This window comes from Flavobacterium sp. MEB061 (assembly GCF_000834715.1).
Classification (GTDB): domain Bacteria; phylum Bacteroidota; class Bacteroidia; order Flavobacteriales; family Flavobacteriaceae; genus Flavobacterium; species Flavobacterium pectinovorum.
The window spans coordinates 19180-43510 of record NZ_JXQR01000051.1; the positions used below are offsets into that span (position 1 = coordinate 19180).

The following is a 24331-nucleotide window of genomic DNA, read 5'->3' on the forward strand; positions in this document are numbered from 1 at the left end:
CTGTTATGGGAACCATTAAAGAAAACATTTTTACTGTTGACAGATTAGAACAAATGATTCTTGAAACAAAGGCGCAACAAAAACAGGACTGGATCGCTATTAAAGATGAAGTTGCAGAAATTAAGCACAATCTGAAACCGCTAAATCTGATTAGAAATACGGTTGAAGAAATCAATGAAGCAGTTGGCGTTAAAAGCCATTTGGCACAATCGGCAATCAGTATCGGAATTGGTTATCTCGCAAAGAGATTAGTAGTAGGAAAATCCGATTCGGCGTTTAAAAGCATTTTCGGATCAGTAATACAATTGATTATAACCAATTTAGTTTCAAAACCTCATGAATCTGAATCTTCACATGAAGATAAAGATCCATCACAATACGAACCATCACAAGAGTAATTGTACAACCTTAAATTATGTATCATGGAAAAGTTAAATGAAATAATTATCAAAAATGGTGTTTACATGTACTCTAACCTATATAAATGTTTTGAATTTACGAGAGTATTTTTAGGTATCTAACTTGATTATACGTTTTTATAAATAACAACGGTTAGTCAGTTAATATCCTTCACTATATATCTTAAAAGGTTCAAAGATGCAAAGGCTCAGAGGTACAAAGATGCCAAAGATGCTGAGTTATCAATATTTTGACCTTTATAAAAAAAAGCAAAGTAGACTAAATGTTTACTTTGCTTTTTGTTTTCGTATTTATCATATGATTTTATTCTTCAACATATTCACGAACTATAACACTTAATGTCTCTCCGTTGAATACCTCAGTCTTTTTAATAAGCAATCCATCTTCGGAATATTCGAAATAAGTATCACCGTAATCAATAGATTGGCCTTCTTTTGTAGTTATTACACTTTGAGTAAAATTTAAATATATAAAAGGTTCTAAAATTTGATCTTGTGAAATTAAAAATGGTTTACGGTCACTTTCATAAGTAGATACCTCAACATCACGATATGACCCTGACGGATTTGTATAAACTGTCGTCATTTTATTTTTTTCAAAAGTATAACTTATTATACTAGAAAGAGCACCGCTAATGTTCCAATAATTAGTCGTAATAACCCTTCCTTGTTTATCATATTCATAGCTATTAATATTAATCGCCTTTCCATCTACTATAGTATTCTTTTTTGTAATTAAATTGTTTTCATATTCAAAACTATTATTACCAACGATAGTACCATCCTTCCTTGAAATTCTACCAACTAGCTTGCCTCCATCATAGGTATAATCTGTAATAGATACCAATGGTTGTAAATTTTCATCAAAGGAATTACGAACAGACTGTATCAAAAGAGTATCTGAATACGTATAATTTATAGTGTAATTATTCTCTGGTGCGTATTGTGCCGTCTTTGTTACTTTCGAAACCAGTTTCGCAATATTCTTCTTAGCAGAATCTGTTAAATCAAATTTATAAAAACCACCTGTAAAAGTAATCACAACATTTGCCGGAGTTGAAGCCGTTTTTTCTGTAATGGTGCAAGTAAATGTAGTCTCGTTAATTTTAAAATTATAAATTACAGAAACTCCTGTATTATTTGTAATTGCTGTTACCTTATATTCAACAGTTTTATTATCGAAGATATTTGAAAATGAAATGGTTTGTGTTCTTGGATAAAAAATAACCGAAACAGGCTTAATCATTTCAGTATTTGGGCTTGTTTCTGCAGAACGTGATGTAGCCGAAGTTAAATTTTTAGTTAGTTTTTGCCCGTAGAAAGCTTTGTATTTTGTCTGAGTTGGTTTAACATCAGCATAAACCACTTCAGGAGAATTCTCTTCTTGTGCGTCGTCACTTGAACAAGATGTCAAACCTAAAATTAATACCAATACTAACATCCACTTTTTAAATTCCATAAATATCTCTTTAATTCAACCCGTTTATCATGTTAGGTCGTAGCATGTTTTAACGCAAAAGCGATAAATTTTCTCATAAAAAGGCCGAAAGTACATTATTTATTTCAAACAATTTCAAAATATTTTTAACAAAAATTAACATTTTACAAATAATTGATTTCAAGGGAAATTATAGAAATAAAAAAGCCGAACTACAAAGTAATTCGGCTTTAGATATAATCTAAAATCTGAAGTCTAAAATCTAAAATTAAAACACTTCCGACGCTTCTTTTAATTTCTCCATATTGTTTACCAACTGTAATTCGGCAACAATTTTTTGGATATCACCGTTCATGATGTTTCCTAAATCGTATAAAGTTAAACCAACTCTGTGATCAGTTACACGACCCTGAGCGTAGTTGTAGGTACGAATCTTAGCCGAACGGTCACCAGAACTTACCTGAGATGTACGCTTTGTAGCATCTTCGGCCTCTTTCTTAGCCAATTCCTGTTCGTATAAACGAGAACGTAAAACGTTCAACGCTTTATCTTTGTTTTTATGCTGTGATTTCTGATCCTGACATTGCGCCACCAATCCGGTTGGAATGTGCGTTAAACGTACCGCAGATTTCGTTGTATTAACCGATTGTCCTCCAGGTCCAGATGAACAGAAGAAATCAACACGAACATCGTTCATATCAATTTGTACATCAAATTCTTCCGCTTCCGGTAAAACCATAACTGTTGCTGCAGATGTATGCACACGACCTTGCGTTTCTGTTTGAGGAACACGCTGAACACGGTGAACACCGGCTTCAAATTTTAAAGTTCCATAAACGTCTTCACCCGAAACCTCAAAAATTACCTCTTTGAAACCTCCTGAAGTTCCTTCGTTCATATCTACAACCGAAGTTCTCCAGCCTTGATTTTCACAATATTTAGTATACATTCTGAATAAATCTCCGGCAAAAATACTCGCTTCATCCCCACCCGTTCCGGCACGAATCTCGACCATTACGTTTTTAGCATCTTCAGGATCTTTAGGGATCAACATAAATTTGATTTCTTCCTCAAGTTCCGGCAATCTTTCTTTTGCTTCGTCCAATTGCATTTTGGCCATTTCAACCATATCTGCATCACTTCCATCAGCAATAATTTCGTTTGCCTCATCTATATTAGCCATCAAAAGCACATATTCATCACGCTTTTCAGCCAATGCTTTCAGGTTTTTGTACTCTTGATTCAATTGCACATAACGTTTCTGATCAGAAATAACATCCGGCTGGATAATCAAATCTGAAATCTCGTCAAAACGCTGTTTTACTATTTGAAGTCTATCTAACATTTTCTAATTCCTTTTAATTGGAGTGCAAATTTACGAAATTTTTGTTGAAAATTCTATTATTGATTTTTTGAGTTTTTTGAATGGGCTGTTAAATCTTTTCAATCAGAAATCAGGTATTTTTACGTGGTGATAGATTAAAATTTAGTGCGATGTTTGTTTGCCCAAAAGGATGCAACTTCATATAAGAACTATGAATATAATCCATAGCGATCTAATTTCAAATCTGAATTTTCAAGGTTAATTATCACAACAAAATATGTACTTTTATAAAAAAATATCATCTTATGAAATTAAGAATTCAAAACTTTAGAAGTCTGAAAGACACTGGAGACATTGAAATTAAACCAATTACTATTCTGATTGGAAAAAACAGTTCAGGAAAAAGCTCTTTCTTAAGAACATTTCCAATGCTTAAACAAAGTACACAAGAGAAAACAATATCCCCTATACTTCTATATGGAAATTATATTGACTTTGGCTCGTACAATGATATTAAACCTCATTTCTCTAAAGATAAAGATAAGTTTTATGAGTTAGGTTTTACTATTAACACCCTTTCTTTACGTAATTTAAGACAACAATATAGGTATTCAAGATTTAAAATAAACGAACCAGAAAAAGAATTTGACTTTAGATACAGTTTAAGATTTAATGAAAACAAAAAGCAACTTATACAAATTGTAAATATTAAATTTGAAGTTTTAGAAAACAAAATAAACATAATATTAGATCAAGAAAATAAAAAAATAATTGAAATAAATCTTAATGACAAGAAAATACTGGGATTAGAAGATAATTTGCTATTTTTTGATGAAGGAGAATTTAACGTCGAAATTTATAAAGAGATAAAGAATTCTGATAAAAAGAATTTTGAACAATTACATCATTCGTTAAGATTAGAACTTGTCAAAATCATATCAAAATATGTTCATGGAGGTACTGAAAACGAAGCGAAAACTGATATTATTGAAAAAATTGGGTTTTCGGATGACAACGAAATAATGCTGAAGCAAATTAAGTCAATCTCGAGCCCTTCTTCTTGGAAAAAAAGAACAAAAAGCTGGACTGCTGAATCTTCGGAATTCATAGAACTTAAAAACTATCTTTTTTTACATGATTTTTTTACTTTTTATTCCAATATTACAAATACATATCTTAAAAGTTTGTTTCTGAATATTAACTACATAGCTCCTCTTAGAGCTACAGCAGAACGGTACTATAGAATTCAACAATTAGCAGTTGATGAGGTAGATCAAAATGGTAAAAACCTACCAGTGTTTTTAGGTAGTTTAAGTGATTCTCAATTATTAAATTTTCAAGCATGGACATATGAAAATTTTGGATTTAAAACTAAAATTTCTAAAATTGAAGGACATTATTCGATCAAAATTGAACATGAGGATAAATATGAAATTAATCTATCTGATATGGGATTCGGATATTCACAGATTCTTCCAATCCTAACTCAAATATGGCATTCCTCAACAAAAAAAAGAACTGCGAGAAATAACTTTCTATATAGTAATGATATAGAAAAAATAATAGTAATTGAACAACCTGAGCTACATTTACACCCAGATTTTCAGGCAAAATTTGCTGATGCTATTTCTAAAATTATTACATCATCAAAAAAAAACAATATCTCTCTAAAACTTATTATAGAGACCCATAGTGATGTTATTATTAATAGATTTGGAGATAATATTTTAAATAATGGAATTTCAAATGAAGACATTAATATTGTCATTTTTGACAAAAAGAATGAGATAAGTCCAACAGAAATAAAAAATTCATATTTCGACAGTGAAGGGAATCTAAAAAAGTGGCCATTAGGTTTTTTTCAACCTTCATTAATTTAACATTATATGATTTTATTTATTGATGATTCTTTGGTTGATTCTATCGCAACAGAATTAAATTTTAATATTTTTTTTCAAAAACTAATGGTATCATATACTGAGGGAAAACATATTATTATAATTTCCCCACTAAATGTAAAAAAAATTTTAACTACAAAAGTTTTAGATTCGTATTCAGAAATTGTTTTGAATCACTATTCCTCTCATAACAAAGCTTCATTAGAAGTATTAGATTTATTTGATAAAATAATAAGAATAATTCCTAATTCTGAGAAAGAAACAATCTACTCAGATATGCGTAGCAAAAAGCAGTTTAACAATATCAATATTGACAGATTTATAGACACTGCCAATTTTCAAAAAACGATTTTACTCGGGGAAAATGGGAATGATATCCAAGTTTACGCAATGATGGCTGAATATCATAAAAAAGTTACCCGTAAAGATAGTTTTGTTCTAAGTTATAAGTCTCAAACAGGGGGAGGAAGTACAACCGTAAATGAATATAAAACAATCTTTTCTACGGGTGAGGAGTTTTGCTTATGTCTTTTAGATAGCGACAAAAGAACCCCTACTAAAGCAATTGGCGATACAGCTAAAAATGTGGAAAAACATCATCTTTTGAATTTTAATTCAAACTTCAAATGTAATTATCATGTAGTTGATGTTCTTGAAATTGAAAATTTATTACCGAGAGTCTTTTATCTAGAGAATTACGAAAAAAAAGACATCAACAAGAAAGGTATATTAAATAGAATCGAATCATTTGAAAAGATTGATAGCAGTTCCTATTTCCATATTGACTTCAAAAAAGGCTTAAAAAAAATGGAGGACTACAATGATGATAGCTTCAAAAAGTATTGGAGTAATTTATCATTAGGATTACAACCTATAACTGTAGATTTTGGAGATGGCGACTATGGATACTTCAAAGGATATGGTGACAAAATAGTTGTTGACTTTCTCTCTTTTGAAAAGACAGAAGTTTTTAAATTCGTTGATGAAGATAATATTTCAAAAAAATGGTCTGAAATTGGAAAAAAATTAAGCTCATACATATATGGAACACCTAAAGTAAGAGTGATTTAATAAATAAAAGGAGAAAAAACCGCTGGAGCGGATATACCCCCGGCTCTCATAAGTCTTCCCTTCATCGCGATCGCTGTGCGAAGTCTCCTGACTTCGTACCCGTTCCAATAAGCAACAATGTAGATTAAATGTATTATACATAAGAATTGCGCAGAAAGAAAGCTATAGAAATATTCATTACCACAATCGCTGTGCGAAGTCTCCCGACTTCGCACCCGTTCCAATAAGTAACAAGATCATCAAATATTTATTTGTAAGAAAAATAATTATATTTGAAGGAAAAATTATGCAGAAAGGAAATAAGCCCCTCTTTCCGAGGTGTTCTTTTTTAAACGCCCAATCATAAGTGAAACCCAATTTTTAATTAAAACTATTTTTATGAACAAAAACGAAGTACTTGAAAAAATTAGATTAAGAGAAGAAGAAAAAAAGAATTTTTTTATTGAATTTGTACAAGCTGAAAAATTTAACGAAGAAATAGATAAAGTTGGAAATTTTTCAAAAAATATGCCTATATATTATAGACAAGTTTCTGAAAATAAATTTTTGGTTTTTAATATTCCATTTTATGGTAAAGTAAAAAATGCTTCATTTTATACAGATTTTTGGGAAATAACTGCTTTGTCTGAAAAGGAATTTTTAAATCATAAACTTTTAAATGAAAATCTTAAAAATGTATTATTAGGTTTTGATTTGAGAGAAGATATTGAATTATATAAAAGTCAAGAAGAAGAAACTATATTAGAATAAAAATCGATGGTTGGTATTCCCCCCGCTTGCGCGAGCGTCCCGCTCGTGAACGCAATCAAAATCAATTTCAAATAATCTTATTATCTAAAGCAAAAGAAAGCGCTTCGGTGAAATTTTTAACTTCAAAAGTTTCAAAAATTTTTCTTCTGTAATATTTTATCGTATCCGGAGAAACAAACATTTTTTCGGCAATCTGATTTATGGTTAAACCCTGAGCATATAACCGAAGTATTTCCAATTCTTTGTCTTTTAATTTTAATTTGTTTTTTGCAATCCAGACTTTATCCGATAAATCAAATTTCCACAAAGTATCTGAACCCTGCTTGTTTATAATAATGTTTCCGGCTATTTTATTGTGTGAAATAGAAACCAGACACAACGATTTCCAAACTGCTCCTTGCTGATTAAGAAAAAGAGGCGTCAGTTTATGATTAATAAGAATGGGTTTGTCATGTTTCCCTTTTAAATGAAAATCATAAGATATGCTGTATAATTTTCGTTCGTCATTGTTAGGTAGTTTATCATAAAAATCAAATCCGGCATTATTGATGGTATTTAATAACTCCAGATCTTCTTTTGGAACATTATTAAAATAGAATTCATATCCCATTTCAAGCACTTCTTCTGCCGAAAAGCCACATAAAAACAAAGGATTATTGGACACATATTCAAACTTCATTTTTTCATAATCAATTACATAAATACTTTGATACGTTATTTTTGCAAAAGATTTTATCACTTCCAGATAATTACCAAACTGAAATCTGTCTGCCTCCGATGTAGCTTCTATCTTGTTGCGGCTGAGTAAAGATCTTTTTTCATTTTCCATCTTATAAAAATACTAAAAACTACACAAAAGTGTAAAATGAATTTAAAATCTATTACTTTTTTTTGTACTGAATTTTAACTTTTTTTATTATGAGGAATAAATCAGTATCAGATTCTAGTTTAAAAGAGCTAATTAAGAATAAAAAAGCGTTAAAAATAATTAGTATCGGATTAGGCATTTTATGGATTCTTATTCTGACCTGGATCGTTAGTATACCAAAATACAAGTTAATTTTTACGTTGTTGATTCTTGCCATTACAACAATAATCCCTATTTTAATTTTTATGAGTCATATAGATTCCGAAATTAAAAAACGTAATTCGCAGAACAGTTAATTAATCCACTGCTCTCCAAAGTCTTCACATTATCGCGCCCAATCACACGTATCAAACTTGCAAATGCAGTTTATGCAAATCATCCAAAACTTCCATCTCATCTTCTGGTAAAAGTTGTAACGCAATTTCAAGCAAAGTCATTACATTATTATCCGCTTCATTAAATGAAAAACAGGCCTGACTTCGGGCATCATCATTAAGCAAAATAAGACTTGCTTTTAAAAGACTTGAAACCATTAAATTTAATTCGTTATAACCAGATACTTTTAGGTTTACGCTAAACGAATTATTACTATTATTTTCTGGTTTTAGCTTTTTGAATTTATTTAATCTTTTCATTGATTCTAGAAATTCCGTGACTTGTTTTTTATGTTCTGTTTCCATATTTAGTTGGATTTGTTTTCTAATTAAAAAACAAAAATACAAAACAATCGGTTATTTATAACCGATTGTTTACAATAATATAAAAACAATCTATTACTTGTAATTTCATCTTCATGAATAAGACAAGAAAAAGTGAAATTCCAGAAGTTGTAATGCAATTAGGAATCAAGATAAAAGAGACAATTGAAGCAAATCAACTCAAACAAAGAGAGGTTGCTCATGATGCAGGATTGGATGTAGAAAATTTACGAAAATACATTAAAGGTACTCAGGAAATGAAAATAAGTACTTTGTTCAAAATAGCTAAATCTTTAAAAATAAATCCAGGCGATTTAATTAAAGATCTATAAAATAAACTAAGTATGAATAAAATTTTCTTACTTCTAATGTTTTGGATTACCTCTGCCTCTATCGGGCAGAATAAAGTAGAAGAAGTACTTGTTGATCCTAATGGAAAAGTAATCTCTAAAACCAAATTAAAAAAGTCTATAACCAGATCTCCTGAAAAAACTATTGAAATATTTTATAAAAATCAAAATAATATTAAGATCATTGATCCTTTAATCAGTTTTAGATTCTATCAAAAAACGCCTTACTATAAGTTAAAAGAAATATTAGCAGAAAAAGATAAAACCTGTGGCAAGTTTATTAAAAATACTTTAATTAAAACCAAAACATCAGAAGATAAAAATTCAATTGCCTACTTGTACAATGTTACTTATCAAAATTTAAAAACTATTGAAGAAATTATTCTTATAAGAGAATCGATAAATGATGATTTTCAGGTTTATGTTTATAATATCAAAAAAGCTGTAAATTAAACGCAAATCTTCTAAATGTTAGCTTCTTAAAACACAAGAAATGACTAAACAAATATTATTTTTAATCGTCATTATGATTGGAGCTTTTTATGCCAGAAAACATGGAAAAAAAGCAAAAAGCGACATTGAAAATTACAATCGAAAGAAAAATAATGAAAGAATAGAGACAAAACTTGATTATTTGAACATACATATTTTTTACAATCTTAAAAATAGAAATGATGGTTTTGATGCTAAATCAATTTACTATTTTTCTCAATCTGACTTTGAAATTATTATTAATAGAATTGAAAAACTTGGTTTCGGAATTTTAGGAATTGAACCTTGGCTGAATGGCGAATTTTATAACATTAAAGTTGTCGAAGATTACGGAGGGGTTTCTACTGATTCAAAATGGTACAGAAAAGCATTTGAAGAGTTCAAAAAAGAAAACAAAAATCTTTTATATGCAGCAAGTTATGATATTCAAATATAAAATGAAGATTATTTTAGAAAGAAATTTAGATTTTAAGCAGTTTCAAAATTTAACCATTTTAACTTTTATTACAGGAATGATCTTTCTTGGAATGATCAATTCGGTAGATTTTAAATCTTATTATAAGATTAAAATAATTTTATTCTTTTTGAATCTTATATTCATAACCATTTTATTTACTAAAAAAGGTTTATTAATTAAAAATCAAAAACTTTATAAGTCCATTTTTTTATTTGGGTTTGGGTTAAAAAAGACCATCATTGAAACATCCGATTTTCAGCAGCTTTTTATAATACAAGGAAAGCTTTCAACTAATTATGCCTATTCATATAACATTAAACAATTTCATAATTGGGAACCCGATTTAAATCATTCAGTGGCTAGTTTTACTTTATTAATGATTGACGAAAATAATAGTAATAAAAAAAAGATTTTGACCTTAACTAAACCTGATAAGGTAAAGCTTGCAATTGATTTTATCACTAAAAACACAAACCTCATTATTTAAAAAAAGGATAAAGTCTGCTTTTGAAAGTCTCGTACCTAAAACTCGTGATTATTTAATTTACGAAACAAATTTTATCCGTTACTTTCTTAAATCAAGCAACAGCAGCACATTCAATCCCTTTTTCTTCGGCAATCTGCATATCAGTTATTTTTTGGGCAACAGTTCCTTTTTCAAATAAACGGATGAATTTAAAAACGGCACTAACAAAATATCCGGGGTTCGAAACTAATCTGGCAATTTCTGTTATTCTTTGATCTCTTAGCTGTAAGCAGGCTTCTCTTTCGTCTTCTGGAATCGCCACAAATTCATTGGCAAATTTCCAGGCACCGTTTCTGGCGGTTTCCATACTAAAATCTATAAAGAAATTGTCTATTTTACCTGTAAATTTAAGTATCCAGGTGAGCGTTGGCCAAATTTTGATTAAGCATTTTTCTACACCTCCAACCAAATTACTCAAAATGGCGTTTATTTGGTCAAAATCATGTTTTAAGTCCTCAATATCTTCTACTGTACTTACCTGAGCCGACGCTATTCCTAAATCGAGATTCACATGTGCATTAATTCCGAGTAGTAAATGCTGAAGCACTATTGGCCAAAAATCTTCTGCCTGCTCAAAGGCAAATCCCCAACATTCTGATGGTTTTTCTTTGGCTATATATTGGTAATACGCTTTCAAATACCGATTGGCAAAAATGACATCCAGTTTTTCCATTCGCTCCCCATTTTGAAAAGAACCGTTCAGAATCCCTTCTTTTACCTGTACCGTAACTTCCCGATATAGCATGGTAAACAAACCTATAGCGCTTTGGTCTAATTTTGCTTTCTCTATTATTTCATCCAATAACTGAATTACTTCGTCTATAGTAGTGGCTTGTTTCATACTCATTTATAATTAGTTAGGATTAAATTAAGAAGAACGAATATAATTATTTTAATTTTCTAAAACGCACTTTTTGAAGCAATTATCTTGTTATTTTCCTATTTTATTTATTTCTGAATTGGCGCATTTTTTTTGTGTTGTTAAAAACTATAAATTTGGTAAAAGCCTTCTGATTTATTTAAATCCGTAATTGCTGTGTGAAGATATTTTCAAATATAAAGTTACAATATAATGGATAACTACCTAATAAACCTGATCGACAGAATGTTGGATACAAGCGACCAAAATAAGGAAGCTGGTTATGATAGTTCCAAAACAATTTCCTGGAAAGCTTTAAGAGAAGCCGAAAATGTTGAAAACACAGCATACATTCCGCAACTAATTACCTTTATTGACAATGAAAAAGACAAAAAGAAACGAGACAGGTCTTATTTTCTTCTTGGTCATATTGCAAAGAATACAAGTGATTTAAAAGCACTAGATTACTTAATTTACCGCATTCAAAAGGAAACAGACAAATATATAATTGCATCTCTGCTTGACAGAATTGCAGCTATTAAAAAACCAATGGGAACGGATTTGCAACCATTAATTCAGGCAACAAAAAGTGACAAATGGTTAATTCGGCATAGTGCCATACGATCCTTAAAAAACGCATTGGATAGCGCCGCAGAAACAGCATTAATTGAAATTCTTAATGATTCTGATGATCCATACGACTTAGTTTATACAAATGCTACGATTAATGCAATAGGCACACCAAGAGCTATACCTTTTTTAGAAAAACATTTAAAAAGCAGGAAAAGAGATGTAAAGGATTCTGCAAAATACGCCATTGAGGAAATAAAAAAGAGATACGAATGATCGTATTTTCATGATTGTTACTAATTTTATAGTAAAAGAAAAAAATATGGAAACAAGATTTGAAGCCGGAATCAATATCGCCATTAAAATTCCGAAGCAAAAATATAACGAAACTGTAGCTTTCTACCGTGACATTTTAAAACTGGAAGTAAAAGAAGTGCCAATAGATAATCCAACAGTTTCAAAAACACATTCGGTTCAATTTGGGAACAATGTAATTTGGCTGGATTGTGTAGACAATTATACACATTCTGAAACGTGGCTGCAGTTGACAGTTCCCGATGTCGAGGAAGCAACAACTTATTTAAAACAAAATGGCGTCGACACCTGCGACGAAATAGAAGAAATTCCTAAAAACATGCATTGGATTATGGATCCCGCCGGTACAGTTTTTAACTTACAGAAAAAGGGTGAGTAAGACAAGTTGTAATTTTGACTCAAATGGTGATTTTTACGGATTTATTATTAAAAGAAAATTAAATGAAAACACTAATTAAAAATACTGTTGTAGAAAATAAACAAACTAAAGTAAATAGTACGGTAAAAGTTGATCCGAAATTAGATGAAATAAAAAATATAAAACTTACATCTAATAAGCTTGAAGAAATCAATAAACACGAATTCAAATTGAATTTTAAATAATTGTTACAAGAATTTTCTTTTCCTGTAACGGTTTTTCTTATCAATCCTTTCCTACTAATGCAAAGACACAGTCTATAAAACTTAAAAAAACTTAGCGTCCTAGCGCCTTCGTGGCAAATCCCTCTTAATATGAATAACTTCTACTACAAAGCCTTAGAACCAGACCAATCTCTCACTGACTTTGTAGAAAATATTGGAATGTTCCACAACCAATCAGACAAAGACATGGAAGTGGTTTTAATGCCAGATGGAAGAATTGATTTATTTTTTATGAAAACGGAATCAGAGCCATTTCAGGTTGCGCTTATTGGTTTGGAAAATGTACCTGAGCAACAAGTTATTCAGGCCAATACATTGGCGTATAAAATTAGTTTTAAACCCTTGGGTGTCGAATATCTTTTACAAACTTCGATTGCCGATATTTTAAATAACGCCAAACTTTTACCTCAAAACTTTTGGGAAGTGAACGACGATGATTTGAAAAATTTTGATGCCTTTCATAAAAAAATAACAGAAAAAATCAACGAAATTTTGCCCGACAAAATCGACGAAAGAAAACGTAAACTTTTCAAACTGGTTTACGAATCAAACGGTGAAATTAAAGTTCAGGAACTCTCCGAAAAAATATCCTGGAGCAGCCGCGAAATCAATCGGTATTTCAACAAACAATTTGGACTTTCTTTAAACGCATTTTGTAAAATTTTACGTTTTAAAGCTTCATTGGAACATATTGCAAAAGGCAGACTTTTTCCGGAATTAAACTTCACAGATCAAAACCATTTCATCAAAGAAATCAAGAAATTCTCCGGCGTAGTTCCCAGCGAATTACTAAAAAATACGAATGACCGATTTATACTATTATCCGTCCTGAAAGCGCAATAATTTTGTCCCGACATAAGGCTGAAAAGCCAAATCGGAATAAAATAATTTAAACTTCTAAGGAATGTTACTAGAAAATAAACAAGTTGCCATCATTGGCGGCGGTCCGGGCGGACTTACTTTAGCCAGACTTTTACAATTGCAAAATGTAAATGTAAAAGTGTACGAAAGAGATTTAAACAAAAATGCACGCGTTCAGGGTTCGCCTCTCGATTTGCACGACGGATCTGGTTTGGCAGCCATTCACAAAGCGGATTTGTTTGCGGAATTCAAAAGCAATTTTCTTCCGGGTGCCGATAAAACCTTAATCTTAAACGAAAAAGCTGAAGTATTTTACAGCGATCACGAAATCAATGTTCATGAAGATTTTGACAACGAATATTTTCGCCCTGAAATCGATCGCGGTGCATTACGCAAAATATTGTTAGAATCTTTGCAACTGGAAACAGTGGTTTGGAACAGCCATTTTGTTTCTATGGAAGCACAAAACGAAGGCTGGTTATTGCATTTCAAAGATGGAAATTCGGTTTACGCAGATATTGTCATTGCTTCTGATGGCGCCAATTCAAAAATCAGACCTTATATTACTGATATTAAAGCTTTTTATACCGGTATTTTAATGCTTGAAGGCAACATTTATGAATCGGCAAAAAATGCACCCAATATCGCTTCGCTAATCGATGGCGGAAAAATAATGGCTTTTGGAGACACACAAAATATTTTACTCGGACAAAAAGGCGGCGGTGATCTTGGTTTTTACGCCAGTTTTAAAGCCGATGAAAACTGGACTAAAACAAACGGTTTGGATTATGCTAATAAAACACAAATGCTGGAATGGTTTAAAACCGAATATCCGGAATGGAGCAGTATTTGGTATGAATTATTCGAAAATGTTTCAGTACCATTTATTCCACGTCCGATTTATTGTATACCTCTTGATCAAACCTGGGAAGCACTGCCTAATTTAACCATGATTGGCGATGCCGCGCACGTAATGCCTCCGTTTGCCGGAGAAGGCGCAAATATGGCGATGCTTGATGCTTTGGAATTAAGTGAATGCCTTACATCTGATAAATATAAAACCGTTCAGGAGGCTATTTCTAATTATGAAATCATCATGCGAAAAAGAGCTTCAGAAGCCGCGCAGGAATCTATTGAAAATGGAGAAAAAATGCACTCGAAAGAAGCATTGAAAACGATGTTGGAGTTTTTTAGTCACTAAGATTCTGAGGTTCTAAGATGCTAAGTTTTTGTTTCACGCAGATTACAAAGATCTAAGCAGATTTTTTTAATTAAAATAATTTGTAAAAATCTGCTTAGATCTGCATAAATCTTTTTAGATCTGCGTGAAATAATTTGCAGCAAAAACTTTGCGCCTTCACGACTTTGCGAGATTAAAAGAAAGCAAGCTTAAAAAAACTTCGTGTCCTTGCGCCTTAGCGGCAAAACCACAAAAAATTTCAATACCAATTTCTAAATCCTTAATTTCGCCTTTAAATCAAAAGTAGAAATGAAGGTCTGTATTGCCGAGAAACCAAGTGTAGCACGTGAAATAGCATCCGTTTTGGGTGCCAATAACAAGCATGACGGATATTACGAAGGCAACGGTTACGCTGTAACCTATACTTTTGGGCATTTATGTACTTTAAAAGAACCTAACGATTATAAACCGCATTGGAAAAGCTGGGATTTGAATAACCTGCCCATGCTTCCTGATAAATTTGAAACCAAAGTGGTTGAAAATTCAGGAATTCAAAAGCAGTTTAAAATTGTAAAAAGTTTATTCGACAAAGCAGATGTCGTTATAAACTGCGGGGATGCCGGACAGGAAGGAGAACTGATTCAGCGTTGGGTAATGAATGAAGCCAATTATAAAGGTGAAGTGCAGCGTTTGTGGATTTCCTCTTTAACAACCGAAGCCATAAAAGAAGGTTTTGAGAATTTAAAACCGTCTGCTAATTACGATAATTTATTCTATGCCGGGTTTTCGAGAGCCATTGGCGACTGGTTATTGGGTATGAATGCTACGCGTTTGTATACCGTAAAACATGGCGGTTACAAACAGGTTTTATCTATTGGCCGCGTGCAAACGCCAACATTGGCAATGGTTGTAGACCGTTTTAAAGAAATCGAAAATTTTAAACCTCAACCCTATTGGGAATTACAGACTTTATATAGAGAAACACTTTTTAGCTATGAAGAAGGCCGTTTTCTAAATAAAGAAGATGGTGAAATTCTGGCCAATAAAGTTAAAGAAAGTGAGTTCGAAATTGTTTCGGTCGAAAAAAAGAATGGAAACGAATTCGCTCCAAAACTCTTTGATTTAACAGGTTTACAGGTATATTGCAATACAAAATTTGGTTTTTCGGCAGATGAAACGCTTAAAATTGCGCAAAGTTTATACGAACAAAAAGTAGTAACATATCCCAGAGTTGATACTACATTTTTACCAAACGATATTTATCCAAAAGTACCGGGAATTCTGCAAAAACTGACTAATTATAGTGCATTAACGCAGCCGCTTTTAGGAAAAAAGATAAAAAAATCTCCAAAGGTTTTCAACGATAAAAAAGTTACAGATCACCACGCGATTATTCCAACCGGAATCGAAATAAATTTGCCATACAATCAGCAACAGGTTTATGATATTATTGTAAAACGTTTTATTGCTGTTTTTTACGATGATTGTTTGGTTGCCAACACGACAGTTGTTGGAAAAGCTGCCGATGTAATGTTTAAAACCACGGGGAAAGAAATCTTAAAAAAGGGTTTTCGCATCGTTTTTGAAGACCCGAATGCAAAAGAAAAAGAAGCAGATATTTTACCCAGTTTTGTTGTGGGAGAAAAAGGTCCGCATGAACCTTCGTTTTTAGAAAAGGAAACCAAACCGCCTAATCAGTTTACAGAAGCAACTTTATTACGTGCGATGGAAACCGCCGGTAAACAAGTCGATGATGAAGATTTGCGTGAATTGATGAAAGAAAACGGAATTGGTCGTCCTTCAACTCGTGCGAATATTATTGAAACGCTTTTTAAACGTCAATATATTGTTCGAAATAAAAAACAGGTTTTACCAACGCCAACTGGAATTCAGCTTATCGAGACGATTCAGAATGAATTAATCAAATCGGCAGAGTTGACTGGTTCCTGGGAAAAGCAATTGAAAGATATTGAAAAAGGAACTTTTACCGCCGGAGCTTTTATCAAAAACATGAAACGCATGGTCGAAGCTTTGGTTACTGAGGTTCGAAGTGAAACCCGACACGCCAATATTTCGCATGCCGGAAATATTCAGAAAGAAGCTGTAAAAGTCGAAAAAAAGAAAGCCGATGGTATTTTGGCGGAAGCCTGTCCTAAATGCAAAAAAGGAAATCTGATTAAAGGAAAATCGGCTTACGGATGCAGTGAATATAAATCAGGCTGTGATTTTTTATTGCCTTATGTTTTTGCAGATAAAAAAATAACGGAAAGTCAATATTTACGATTGCTCGAAAAAGGCTCAACTGTAAACATAAAAGGTTTTAAAACCCAAGATGGTACCGTAGAAGGTTTGATTCGTTTTGAAGAAAATTACAAACTTAAATTAGAGCCTAAAAAAACAGCATCAAAAGCGAAAGCAAAAGTAAACTCAAATACAGCATCTGATTCATTAACGTGTCCAAAATGCAAAAAAGGAACGATTATGAAAGGCAAAACTGCTTACGGATGTGGCGATTATAAATTAGGCTGTGATTTTAAAGTGACTTTTGATCTAGTCAGAGAAAAATTAAAAGATCAAAAGCCTAGTAAAGAATTAGTTTATGCGATTTTACAGGAAGGTTTTTAATTTTTTACCACAGATTAAAGATTTATTTCACGCAGATTTAGGCAGATTAATTTTGATTTAAATTTATATGAATCTGCGAACAACTGCTTAAATCTTTTTAAATCTGCGTGAAATAAAATCATTTTAATCGTTTATCCCGATAGCTATCGGGAGTGGCAAATTTTTCACATTTTGCATTAAATATTCTCAATAATTAATTCGTGAAAATTTGCGAAATTCGTGGCTAACTTTTTAATAACTTAGCTTTTCTATTTAACATCAAAAACCAAAAATATGTTTCAAAAAATAACCGTTTTAATGCTTTTGTTAGCAATTGTTTCGTGCCAAAAAAAGGAAACTATCGAAAAAGATAAAATTAAAATTGCCGACTGGCTTCTCGGAACCTGGGAAAATAAATCTCCGGACGGCGTTCTTACCGAAAGCTGGCAAAAAGTAAACGACAGTACTTTTACCGCAACATCTTATTTCATAAAAACAGACGACACGCTGCATTCTGAAAAAATAACTTTGGCACAAAAGGGCGAAATGTTACTGTACAGCGCAACTGTAAACGGACAAAACGACGACAAAGCGATCGATTTTGGTTCTACTTCAGAAACAGAAAAGAAATTGGTTTTCGAAAATCCATCGCACGATTATCCTCAAAAGATTACTTACACAAAAGGCGCTAATAATACTTTAACGGCTGAAATTACTGGAAACTTACGTGGAAAGAAAACTACGGAAAGGTTTATTATGACTAAGAAATAATAATCTTCCTAACTCGGTTTTTTATTTTAAACTGGACTAAAGTCCAGCTCTACAATATTTATCGAACCGATGGTTCTTTCTTGATCATCTTAACTTCCTATAGAATTTAGTATATAAAGAACCATCGGTTCGATTTATTTTGTAAGGCTGGACTTTAGTCCAGTTTAAAAAACGAAAAAAATTTCCGTCTTGGCATCTTTGCCAGAAAATAAAAAACTTATAATCTTCGAGCCTTCGTGGTAAAAAACTCAGAACCTTAGCATCTTAGCAACTCAAAAAAAAAACCTACTCCTTCTCCCCGATTTTATTCACCATAAAAATCATCAATATTCCTAAAAGTGCCATTATCAAAAAGGCAAATTTCATACTTAGATATTCAGATATAAAACCTACCATTGGCGGAACAAGTAAAAATCCAAGATAACCAATAGTCGATATAGAAGTTAGAGCTGAACCACTACTTAATTTTGAGGATCTTCCGGCAATACTAAATACTAACGGAACCACGCAGGAAACCCCAAATCCGATTAAAACATAACCAAAAATGGTTGGATATACATATGGCAGAATAAAACAAATACCAAATCCTAAGGTGATCAATATACCGCTGTAAAGAAGAATTTGTTTAGTCCCAAATTTCATAACTCCGTAATCTCCAAATATACGTCCTAAAGTTACGGCTGTTGCAAAAAACACAAATGCAGCACTCGTTAATTTTGGCGAAGCATGCAATATATTTTCAAAATAAATACCGCTCCAGTCGTACATCGTATTCTCGCAAGCCATAGAAACAAAACAAATCAGGGCAAACTTGACCAGATTTTTTTCCGGCAGCGAAAAGAATTTCTTTTTAACGGGAACAGGCTCATTATGAATACTTAGTGGGTAAAAACAAGCTGTAAGTCCCATCATAAAAATACTTACTCCTAATAAGTGATAGGAAGGCGCAATATGCTGTGTAACCATTATATAACCTAAACCAGCACCCGAAAAAACGGCTATACTCCAAACGGCATGAAAACGGGTTATAATCGATTTTGGATATAATTTCTGAACCTCAAGAGATTGAGCATTAATAGATAAATTAAAAATATTACGAGAAGCTCCAAAGATCAAAAGTATCATAACCAATTGCCATACAAAAGCGGCCAAACCCGGTAAAGACAAAGCAATATTAAACATAATTGCTCCCAACAACATGATATAACGGCTACTGTATTTGTTTAATAACATTCCTGTAAAAGGCATGGTAAGCATTAAACCTATGGGAAATGCAAATAAAACAGCTCCAAATTCTGCTTCAGACAGATTCAATTGTGCTTGTATGTGCGGAATTCGCGATACCCATGAAGAATATCCAAAACCGGAAACGAAAAAAAATACAGTATTGGCTATTCTAAATCCTTTTGGTGAATTCTGGATTCTTTTAAAAAAAGGGAGAATCATTATTTGTGAAATTTATTTGGCTGCAAATTTAGGCCTTTTAAACCAAATTCTATTCTTTTAATTTTTTTCTTACGAATACAAAAATGGCAATACAAATTACAAATAAATGATTATCAGAAATATATAACATAATCATTAAAATAATAACAAAATTGACATTATCTATTTGAAATAATATTTGTTAAAGAAACAATAATATTTACATTTACACTGTTTTTATTCATTCTAAATAAAAACATTCCTAACCAAATTTATAATTATAATGAAATATCTTAATTTGAAAACGTCTTGTTTTCTATCTGCAATCTGCTTGCTATTTTCAATTAGTACAGCACTGGCCCAACAAACTAACGGAAAAGTAAAAGGAACAATCACAACTTCAGAAGGAGATCCTGCCGCTGGAGTTAACGTTGTTCTTAAAAATTCAAAATACGGTACCGTTACCAATGATGATGGTACTTTTGAATTAAACAGAGTAAAACCAAATACGTATTCTCTGCAAATCTCCTTAACTGGTTACGAAACAACAGAACAAGAAGTTGTTGTAGCCGAAAGTGAAACTGCAAATGTCAGTTTACAACTAAAGGTTTCTAATAAAGAATTACAAGAAGTGGTAATTAACAGCAAAAAAAGCATCTTATCTAAAAAAACAGATTACGTTGCGAGAATGCCGTTAAAAAATCTCGAGAATCCGCAGGTTTATAGTGTAATTCATAAAGAACTTTTATTAGAGCAGGTGGCTGTAAATATTGAAACTGCGATACGAAACTCGCCTGGTGCTATACCTGTTACTTTTCCTTCTGGCGGAATTGGTATTACATTTAGAGGTTTTACAACGGGAGTGAATGCCAGAAATGGTATGGAAACAGCATCTGGGCGTTCTTCTATAGATCTTTCAAACGTAGAAAGAATAGAAATCATGAAAGGACCATCAGGAACTTTATTTGGATCTTCGGTATCTTCTTTTGGTGGTGTTGTCAATCTGGTTACTAAAAAACCATTTGAAACTGCAGCAAACGAAGTTTCATATACCACCGGAAGTTTTAATACAAACAGACTTACTGCAGATATCAATACCCCGCTTAACAAGGATAAAACAGTTTTGTTCCGAATTAATATGGCAGTTAACAGAGAAAAAAGCTTTTTAGATTATGGTTTTAATAATACGCTGGCCATTTCTCCAAGCTTAACTTACAAGGCTTCTGATAAACTTACTTTTAATATTGATGCTGAGTTATTTAATGTCAATAATACCAGACGTACTTATAATACTTATACTGCTGCCTCGGGAATAACAAATCCTACTGAATTGAAAATCGATTATAAAAAATCGATGTTTCATGATGATAATGATGCTAAAACTTCTGCTACTAAAATTTTTGCGCAGGCAGAATATGAGATTTCTGAAAACTGGAAATCTACAACTGTATTTTCTTTTGTAGACGAAAATGTAGAACGCAGTTACCAGAGTTATGCAGTTTGGAGCTCTCCTACTCAGGTCGCTAGAAGAGTTGGTTTATGGGGGCCTGTTTTTAATACTTATACTAATATTCAGGAAAATATTAACGGACAATTTGCTACCGGAAGTATCAAACATAAACTTTTGGTTGGTGGTAATTACAGATTGTACAGTTCTAATTTTTCTGGCGGTACTACTTTTACCCTTGATAATATTGATGTAACGACAAACTTTGCTCCTATCAGAAGAAAAGCTGTTGATGCCGGTTTAGTATTAACTACGATTCCGGTTGCAGATCAGGAAACAATTAGTTTCTATGCTTGTGATGTTGTTAATTTTACAGATAAATTATCGGCTATGCTAAGTTTACGTTTAGATAATTTTAACCGTGAAAAAGTAGGTACTACAGAAGGTTATCATCAAACGGCATTATCTCCAAAATTAGGTTTGGTGTATGAAATCATTAAAGATCAGGTTTCAGTATTTGGTAACTACATGAATGGTTTTCAAAATTCCGCTCCGGTTACACAGCCTGATTTAACGCAGTTAGTTTTAGATCCAATTTATGCAGTACAATATGAAGGTGGTATTAAAGCAGAAGCTTTTAATAAAAAACTGAGTGCTACGGCAAGTTATTACAATATAAAAATTGATAACGCTACAAGAACAGATGCTGCCGGAGTTACTTATCAGGATGGTGTACAGGAAAGCAAAGGAGTTGATTTAGAATTAATCGCCAATCCGTTTTCTGGTTTAAACATTGTAGCGGGATATGCTTATAACGAAAATAAAATCCTAAAAGCATCTGATGCAAGTATTGAAGGAAACATCGCTGCGGGAGCACCAAAAAATGTTGTCAACTTTTGGACTACTTATACTTTACAAAATACACTAAAAGGTCTTGGTGCCGGTTTTGGAGCCAATTATGTAGATAAAAGTTATTTTGCAACAGATAATAATTTTTACATGCCATCTTACACAACTTACAATGCTACTGTTTTTTACGATCAGTCTTCATGGAGAGTTGGTGTTAAATTTAATAACATGAGTAATAAAAAATACTGGGATTTTTACGGAAATTCTCAGGCGCCAAGTAATTTATTAGTGAACTTAACTATTAAGTTTTAAAGATTACTCTGTTATCAAACAAACACCTCTTTCTTAGGAACAGAGGTGTTTGTATTTTTAAATAAATCATTTACTTAAAAAACTATTTAATGTCTTCTTTTAAAAAAATCATTCTTAAAATTCATCTTTGGCTGGGTATGGGATCTGGTTTAATTATTTTTATTTTGGGAATTACGGGCTGTATTTATGTCTTTGATGAGGAATTAAGACCTGTCGTCTATCACAGCCGATATTATGCGGACGAGACAAAAAATGAGAAGAAAAACGTAAGCGAACTTATAAAAATTGTACAGGATTCTATTGGGAAAGATAAACCCATTAATGCTATTCGAATCAGAAATGAAAAAGATGCTACAGTAACGTTTTTTACCAGTAAAGAGAAAGAAAACGAAAATGCCATTTGGTATTGGGATAATCAGGAATACAATTATGCTATTTATGTAAATCCCTTTACAGGAAAAATTCAAAAGATAGAAAATACCACAACAGAGTTTTTTAACGTGATTGTATTTCTGCACTGGAGCCTTTTGCTCACCAATAAAATTGGTCAGCCCATTGTGGGAATTGCGGTTATTATTTTCATAATTTCACTTATAACTGGACTTATTCTTTGGTGGCCAAAAAACAAAAGCGCTGCCAAACAACGATTTTGGTTTCGATGGAAAAACACCACGCAATGGAAACGAAAAAACTATGATTTGCACAATATTCTCGGATATTATGTACTACTTTTTGCTCTCGTTATTGCTTTTACAGGATTGGTCTGGTCTTTTAAATGGTTTGACAATAGCGTAAAATGGATTGCCAACGGAGGTCAGACTATTGAGAAAAAGAAAGAAAATCTCACCTCTGATCTTTCCCAAAAAAATGATGAAAATCTAATTGATAAAATTTCAAATTCAGTAGAATATTCGTATCCCAAAGTAGAAACGTATATGATTTCAATTCCCGAAGATTCATTACAAACACAATTTGTATATATCGAAAATGGCGGAAACTTTGACAGAATCAATTTGCAATTTGATCAGTATACAGGAAAATTATTAAATACAAAAACCTACGCTGACAAAAACAACGGAGAAAAAATTCGTTCCCTCAATTATGCCATTCATTCTGGTGGAATATTAGGTTTACCCGGAAAAATACTCGCTTTTTTTGCCAGTTTAATTTGTGCAAGTCTTCCTGTTACCGGTTTTTATATTTGGTGGGGAAGAAATAATAAAAAGAAAAAAGCCGTTTTAGCCAAATAACTAGAAATTTTAACGGTTCATTTTTAATGTTTTATTTTTAATTGTTCTAAATAAGAGTTAAGTTTGTGAAAAATATCATACTTAACAAAATTTAAATCTTGATCTTATGAAATCAAATACTTTAAAAAAAATCACCTTTTTTCTTTTTATGTTAGTTGCAAGTCCGCAATTGTTTGCTCACGCACTTTGGATAGAAACTAAAGCAACCGGAACAAAAGGAAAAGCACAAGAAATCTCTGTTTACTTTGGAGAATTTTCAGATAATGATATTACAAAAGCTGATAAATGGTTTTCAGATTTAAAAGATTTTACATTAGTAGTGATTAGCCCTTCTAAAAAAAAAACAAAACTTACTGCAACCGCTTTAGAAAATAAATATCAGGCTTTCTTTACGCCAGATGAAGAGGGTGTTTACACGATTGCAATGCATCATAAAGTAAAAGATGTTTACGGAACTATGGTTTTAGATTACAATTCAAGCGCGACTGTAACTGTTGGAAATGCTGCAAAAGGAAACGAAGCCACAGTAAATACAAACGTTATTAGTGTATTTGCAAAAGATGTAGTGGCTGCAAAACAAAAAACGAAAATAAACATAAACGCTTTATACGAAGGTAAGGAAGCAAAAGAGCAAAAAATAAAAGTAATTGCTCCAAATGGCTGGGAAAAAGAATTATGGAGCAATGATAAAGGAGAAATCTCTTTTACTCCAATCTGGCCAGGAAATTACATGGTAGAATTTGCTTATACTGAAAAATCAGCCGGAGAACACAATGGCAAAAAATACGATGAAATCTGGAAAATGGCTACTTATTTAATTTCAGTTAAATAATTTTCAAAATCTTTTTTAGATTTTAATCTTCGATCAAACCTTGCTCTTTTTGGCAAGGTTTTTTTTTGTTTTTAGGCATATAATGCGATATAAAATAAAAATAGCAAAAGCAAAATCTTAAGC

General features: G+C 32.0%; 24 protein-coding genes. 18 read left to right on the forward strand and 6 right to left on the reverse strand.

All coding sequences use genetic code 11. The features are described 5' to 3' along the window. Positions 1–5: 5 nt before the first annotated feature. Positions 6–398 carry a hypothetical protein gene (locus RT99_RS19025; protein WP_042566331.1) on the forward strand — a complete coding sequence of 131 codons (393 nt, stop codon included), beginning with the start codon at positions 6–8 and terminating at the stop codon, positions 396–398. A gap of 325 nt (positions 399–723) precedes the next feature. Here RT99_RS19025 and RT99_RS19030 read toward each other — a convergent pair whose 3' ends face one another. Next, positions 724–1878: a hypothetical protein gene (locus RT99_RS19030; RefSeq protein WP_131494931.1), complete on the reverse strand. Its 1155-nt coding sequence runs from the start codon at positions 1876–1878 to the stop codon at positions 724–726. Positions 1879–2125: 247 nt separating this feature from the next. Further along, positions 2126–3202 (reverse strand): peptide chain release factor 1, encoded by a 1077-nt coding sequence (gene prfA / locus RT99_RS19035; protein ID WP_042566333.1) that lies wholly within the window; start codon positions 3200–3202, stop codon positions 2126–2128. 284 nt (positions 3203–3486) lie between these two features. Here prfA and RT99_RS19040 point away from each other — a divergent pair, with 284 nt between their 5' ends. The 3 genes from RT99_RS19040 (at position 3487) to RT99_RS19050 (ending at position 6900) form a co-directional block, all read left to right on the forward strand. After that, entirely contained in the window at positions 3487–5061 is a 1575-nt protein-coding gene (locus RT99_RS19040; protein WP_042566334.1) for an AAA family ATPase, read from the forward strand. A 6-nt stretch (positions 5062–5067) separates the two neighbouring features. Beyond that, positions 5068–6150 (forward strand): hypothetical protein, encoded by a 1083-nt coding sequence (locus RT99_RS19045; protein ID WP_042566335.1) that lies wholly within the window; start codon positions 5068–5070, stop codon positions 6148–6150. Positions 6151–6528: 378 nt separating this feature from the next. Next, positions 6529–6900 (forward strand): hypothetical protein, encoded by a 372-nt coding sequence (locus RT99_RS19050; RefSeq protein ID WP_042566336.1) that lies wholly within the window; start codon positions 6529–6531, stop codon positions 6898–6900. Between the two features lie 67 nt (positions 6901–6967). Here the strand turns inward: RT99_RS19050 and RT99_RS19055 are convergent, their stop codons facing one another. Continuing rightward, the gene (locus tag RT99_RS19055) at positions 6968–7729 is read right to left on the reverse strand and encodes a response regulator transcription factor (protein ID WP_042566337.1); all 762 of its coding nucleotides are present in this window, start codon (positions 7727–7729) and stop codon (positions 6968–6970) included. Between the two features lie 386 nt (positions 7730–8115). Continuing rightward, positions 8116–8448, reverse strand: a complete 333-nt coding sequence (locus RT99_RS19065) for a hypothetical protein (protein WP_042566339.1) — start codon at positions 8446–8448, stop codon at positions 8116–8118. Between the two features lie 113 nt (positions 8449–8561). Between RT99_RS19065 and RT99_RS19070 the strand changes: the two genes are divergently transcribed. Genes RT99_RS19070 through RT99_RS19085 form a run of 4 tightly spaced genes read left to right on the forward strand, consistent with a single transcriptional unit; the run spans position 8562 to position 10252 of the window. Beyond that, positions 8562–8798: a helix-turn-helix domain-containing protein gene (locus RT99_RS19070; RefSeq protein WP_042566340.1), complete on the forward strand. Its 237-nt coding sequence runs from the start codon at positions 8562–8564 to the stop codon at positions 8796–8798. Between the two features lie 12 nt (positions 8799–8810). Next, a complete protein-coding gene (locus tag RT99_RS19075) occupies positions 8811–9269 on the forward strand; it encodes a hypothetical protein (protein WP_131494932.1) in 459 nt (152 codons plus the stop codon). Between the two features lie 40 nt (positions 9270–9309). Beyond that, complete coding sequence (locus tag RT99_RS19080) at positions 9310–9744, forward strand: hypothetical protein (protein WP_131494933.1); 435 nt, start codon at positions 9310–9312, stop codon at positions 9742–9744. Between the two features lies 1 nt (position 9745). Next, the gene (locus tag RT99_RS19085) at positions 9746–10252 is read left to right on the forward strand and encodes a hypothetical protein (protein ID WP_131494934.1); all 507 of its coding nucleotides are present in this window, start codon (positions 9746–9748) and stop codon (positions 10250–10252) included. A gap of 91 nt (positions 10253–10343) precedes the next feature. Here the strand turns inward: RT99_RS19085 and RT99_RS19090 are convergent, their stop codons facing one another. Beyond that, entirely contained in the window at positions 10344–11138 is a 795-nt protein-coding gene (locus tag RT99_RS19090; RefSeq protein WP_042566343.1) for a DUF5995 family protein, read from the reverse strand. A gap of 225 nt (positions 11139–11363) precedes the next feature. On the opposite strand from RT99_RS19090, the gene RT99_RS19095 reads away from it, so the two are divergent. The 7 genes from RT99_RS19095 (at position 11364) to RT99_RS19120 (ending at position 18093) form a co-directional block, all read left to right on the forward strand. Then, positions 11364–11996 carry a HEAT repeat domain-containing protein gene (locus RT99_RS19095; RefSeq protein WP_042566344.1) on the forward strand — a complete coding sequence of 211 codons (633 nt, stop codon included), beginning with the start codon at positions 11364–11366 and terminating at the stop codon, positions 11994–11996. A 46-nt stretch (positions 11997–12042) separates the two neighbouring features. After that, positions 12043–12414 (forward strand): VOC family protein, encoded by a 372-nt coding sequence (locus RT99_RS19100; protein WP_042566435.1) that lies wholly within the window; start codon positions 12043–12045, stop codon positions 12412–12414. Positions 12415–12476: 62 nt separating this feature from the next. Beyond that, positions 12477–12638: a hypothetical protein gene (locus RT99_RS25425; RefSeq protein WP_165587215.1), complete on the forward strand. Its 162-nt coding sequence runs from the start codon at positions 12477–12479 to the stop codon at positions 12636–12638. A 129-nt stretch (positions 12639–12767) separates the two neighbouring features. Next, complete coding sequence (locus tag RT99_RS19105; RefSeq protein WP_042566345.1) at positions 12768–13520, forward strand: AraC family transcriptional regulator; 753 nt, start codon at positions 12768–12770, stop codon at positions 13518–13520. A gap of 61 nt (positions 13521–13581) precedes the next feature. Next, positions 13582–14739, forward strand: a complete 1158-nt coding sequence (locus RT99_RS19110; protein WP_042566346.1) for an NAD(P)/FAD-dependent oxidoreductase — start codon at positions 13582–13584, stop codon at positions 14737–14739. 288 nt (positions 14740–15027) lie between these two features. After that, on the forward strand, positions 15028–17343 hold the full coding sequence (locus RT99_RS19115; RefSeq protein WP_042566347.1) for a type IA DNA topoisomerase: 2316 nt from the start codon (positions 15028–15030) through the stop codon (positions 17341–17343). A 273-nt stretch (positions 17344–17616) separates the two neighbouring features. Then, positions 17617–18093 carry a DUF6265 family protein gene (locus RT99_RS19120; protein ID WP_042566348.1) on the forward strand — a complete coding sequence of 159 codons (477 nt, stop codon included), beginning with the start codon at positions 17617–17619 and terminating at the stop codon, positions 18091–18093. A 285-nt stretch (positions 18094–18378) separates the two neighbouring features. Here RT99_RS19120 and RT99_RS19125 read toward each other — a convergent pair whose 3' ends face one another. Beyond that, positions 18379–19539 carry an MFS transporter gene (locus RT99_RS19125; RefSeq protein WP_042566349.1) on the reverse strand — a complete coding sequence of 387 codons (1161 nt, stop codon included), beginning with the start codon at positions 19537–19539 and terminating at the stop codon, positions 18379–18381. Positions 19540–19801: 262 nt separating this feature from the next. Between RT99_RS19125 and RT99_RS19130 the strand changes: the two genes are divergently transcribed. The 3 genes from RT99_RS19130 to RT99_RS19140 all read left to right on the forward strand — a co-directional run bounded on the left by RT99_RS19130 (position 19802) and on the right by RT99_RS19140 (position 24208). After that, positions 19802–22126 carry a TonB-dependent receptor gene (locus tag RT99_RS19130; protein ID WP_042566350.1) on the forward strand — a complete coding sequence of 775 codons (2325 nt, stop codon included), beginning with the start codon at positions 19802–19804 and terminating at the stop codon, positions 22124–22126. An 89-nt stretch (positions 22127–22215) separates the two neighbouring features. Continuing rightward, entirely contained in the window at positions 22216–23376 is a 1161-nt protein-coding gene (locus RT99_RS19135) for a PepSY domain-containing protein (protein ID WP_042566351.1), read from the forward strand. A 106-nt stretch (positions 23377–23482) separates the two neighbouring features. Further along, positions 23483–24208: a DUF4198 domain-containing protein gene (locus RT99_RS19140; RefSeq protein WP_042566352.1), complete on the forward strand. Its 726-nt coding sequence runs from the start codon at positions 23483–23485 to the stop codon at positions 24206–24208. Positions 24209–24331 lie beyond the last annotated feature (123 nt).

What these genes read in the sequence shown, in the direction of transcription:
- RT99_RS19110 (WP_042566346.1), top strand. Translation starts at nt 13,582, where the DNA reads ATGTTACTAGAAAATAAACAAGTTGCCATCATTGGCGGCGGTCCGGGC.
- RT99_RS19130 (WP_042566350.1), top strand. Translation starts at nt 19,802, where the DNA reads ATGAAATATCTTAATTTGAAAACGTCTTGTTTTCTATCTGCAATCTGC.
- RT99_RS19055 (WP_042566337.1), bottom strand. Translation starts at nt 7,729, where the DNA reads ATGGAAAATGAAAAAAGATCTTTACTCAGCCGCAACAAGATAGAAGCT.
- RT99_RS19045 (WP_042566335.1), top strand. Translation starts at nt 5,068, where the DNA reads ATGATTTTATTTATTGATGATTCTTTGGTTGATTCTATCGCAACAGAA.
- RT99_RS19070 (WP_042566340.1), top strand. Translation starts at nt 8,562, where the DNA reads ATGAATAAGACAAGAAAAAGTGAAATTCCAGAAGTTGTAATGCAATTA.
- RT99_RS19025 (WP_042566331.1), top strand. Translation starts at nt 6, where the DNA reads ATGGGAACCATTAAAGAAAACATTTTTACTGTTGACAGATTAGAACAA.
- RT99_RS19040 (WP_042566334.1), top strand. Translation starts at nt 3,487, where the DNA reads ATGAAATTAAGAATTCAAAACTTTAGAAGTCTGAAAGACACTGGAGAC.
- RT99_RS19095 (WP_042566344.1), top strand. Translation starts at nt 11,364, where the DNA reads ATGGATAACTACCTAATAAACCTGATCGACAGAATGTTGGATACAAGC.
- RT99_RS19080 (WP_131494933.1), top strand. Translation starts at nt 9,310, where the DNA reads ATGACTAAACAAATATTATTTTTAATCGTCATTATGATTGGAGCTTTT.
- RT99_RS19115 (WP_042566347.1), top strand. Translation starts at nt 15,028, where the DNA reads ATGAAGGTCTGTATTGCCGAGAAACCAAGTGTAGCACGTGAAATAGCA.
- RT99_RS19075 (WP_131494932.1), top strand. Translation starts at nt 8,811, where the DNA reads ATGAATAAAATTTTCTTACTTCTAATGTTTTGGATTACCTCTGCCTCT.
- RT99_RS19100 (WP_042566435.1), top strand. Translation starts at nt 12,043, where the DNA reads ATGGAAACAAGATTTGAAGCCGGAATCAATATCGCCATTAAAATTCCG.
- RT99_RS19065 (WP_042566339.1), bottom strand. Translation starts at nt 8,448, where the DNA reads ATGGAAACAGAACATAAAAAACAAGTCACGGAATTTCTAGAATCAATG.
- RT99_RS19050 (WP_042566336.1), top strand. Translation starts at nt 6,529, where the DNA reads ATGAACAAAAACGAAGTACTTGAAAAAATTAGATTAAGAGAAGAAGAA.
- prfA (WP_042566333.1), bottom strand. Translation starts at nt 3,202, where the DNA reads ATGTTAGATAGACTTCAAATAGTAAAACAGCGTTTTGACGAGATTTCA.
- RT99_RS25425 (WP_165587215.1), top strand. Translation starts at nt 12,477, where the DNA reads ATGAAAACACTAATTAAAAATACTGTTGTAGAAAATAAACAAACTAAA.
- RT99_RS19090 (WP_042566343.1), bottom strand. Translation starts at nt 11,138, where the DNA reads ATGAGTATGAAACAAGCCACTACTATAGACGAAGTAATTCAGTTATTG.
- RT99_RS19135 (WP_042566351.1), top strand. Translation starts at nt 22,216, where the DNA reads ATGTCTTCTTTTAAAAAAATCATTCTTAAAATTCATCTTTGGCTGGGT.
- RT99_RS19120 (WP_042566348.1), top strand. Translation starts at nt 17,617, where the DNA reads ATGTTTCAAAAAATAACCGTTTTAATGCTTTTGTTAGCAATTGTTTCG.
- RT99_RS19085 (WP_131494934.1), top strand. Translation starts at nt 9,746, where the DNA reads ATGAAGATTATTTTAGAAAGAAATTTAGATTTTAAGCAGTTTCAAAAT.
- RT99_RS19125 (WP_042566349.1), bottom strand. Translation starts at nt 19,539, where the DNA reads ATGATTCTCCCTTTTTTTAAAAGAATCCAGAATTCACCAAAAGGATTT.
- RT99_RS19140 (WP_042566352.1), top strand. Translation starts at nt 23,483, where the DNA reads ATGAAATCAAATACTTTAAAAAAAATCACCTTTTTTCTTTTTATGTTA.
- RT99_RS19030 (WP_131494931.1), bottom strand. Translation starts at nt 1,878, where the DNA reads ATGGAATTTAAAAAGTGGATGTTAGTATTGGTATTAATTTTAGGTTTG.
- RT99_RS19105 (WP_042566345.1), top strand. Translation starts at nt 12,768, where the DNA reads ATGAATAACTTCTACTACAAAGCCTTAGAACCAGACCAATCTCTCACT.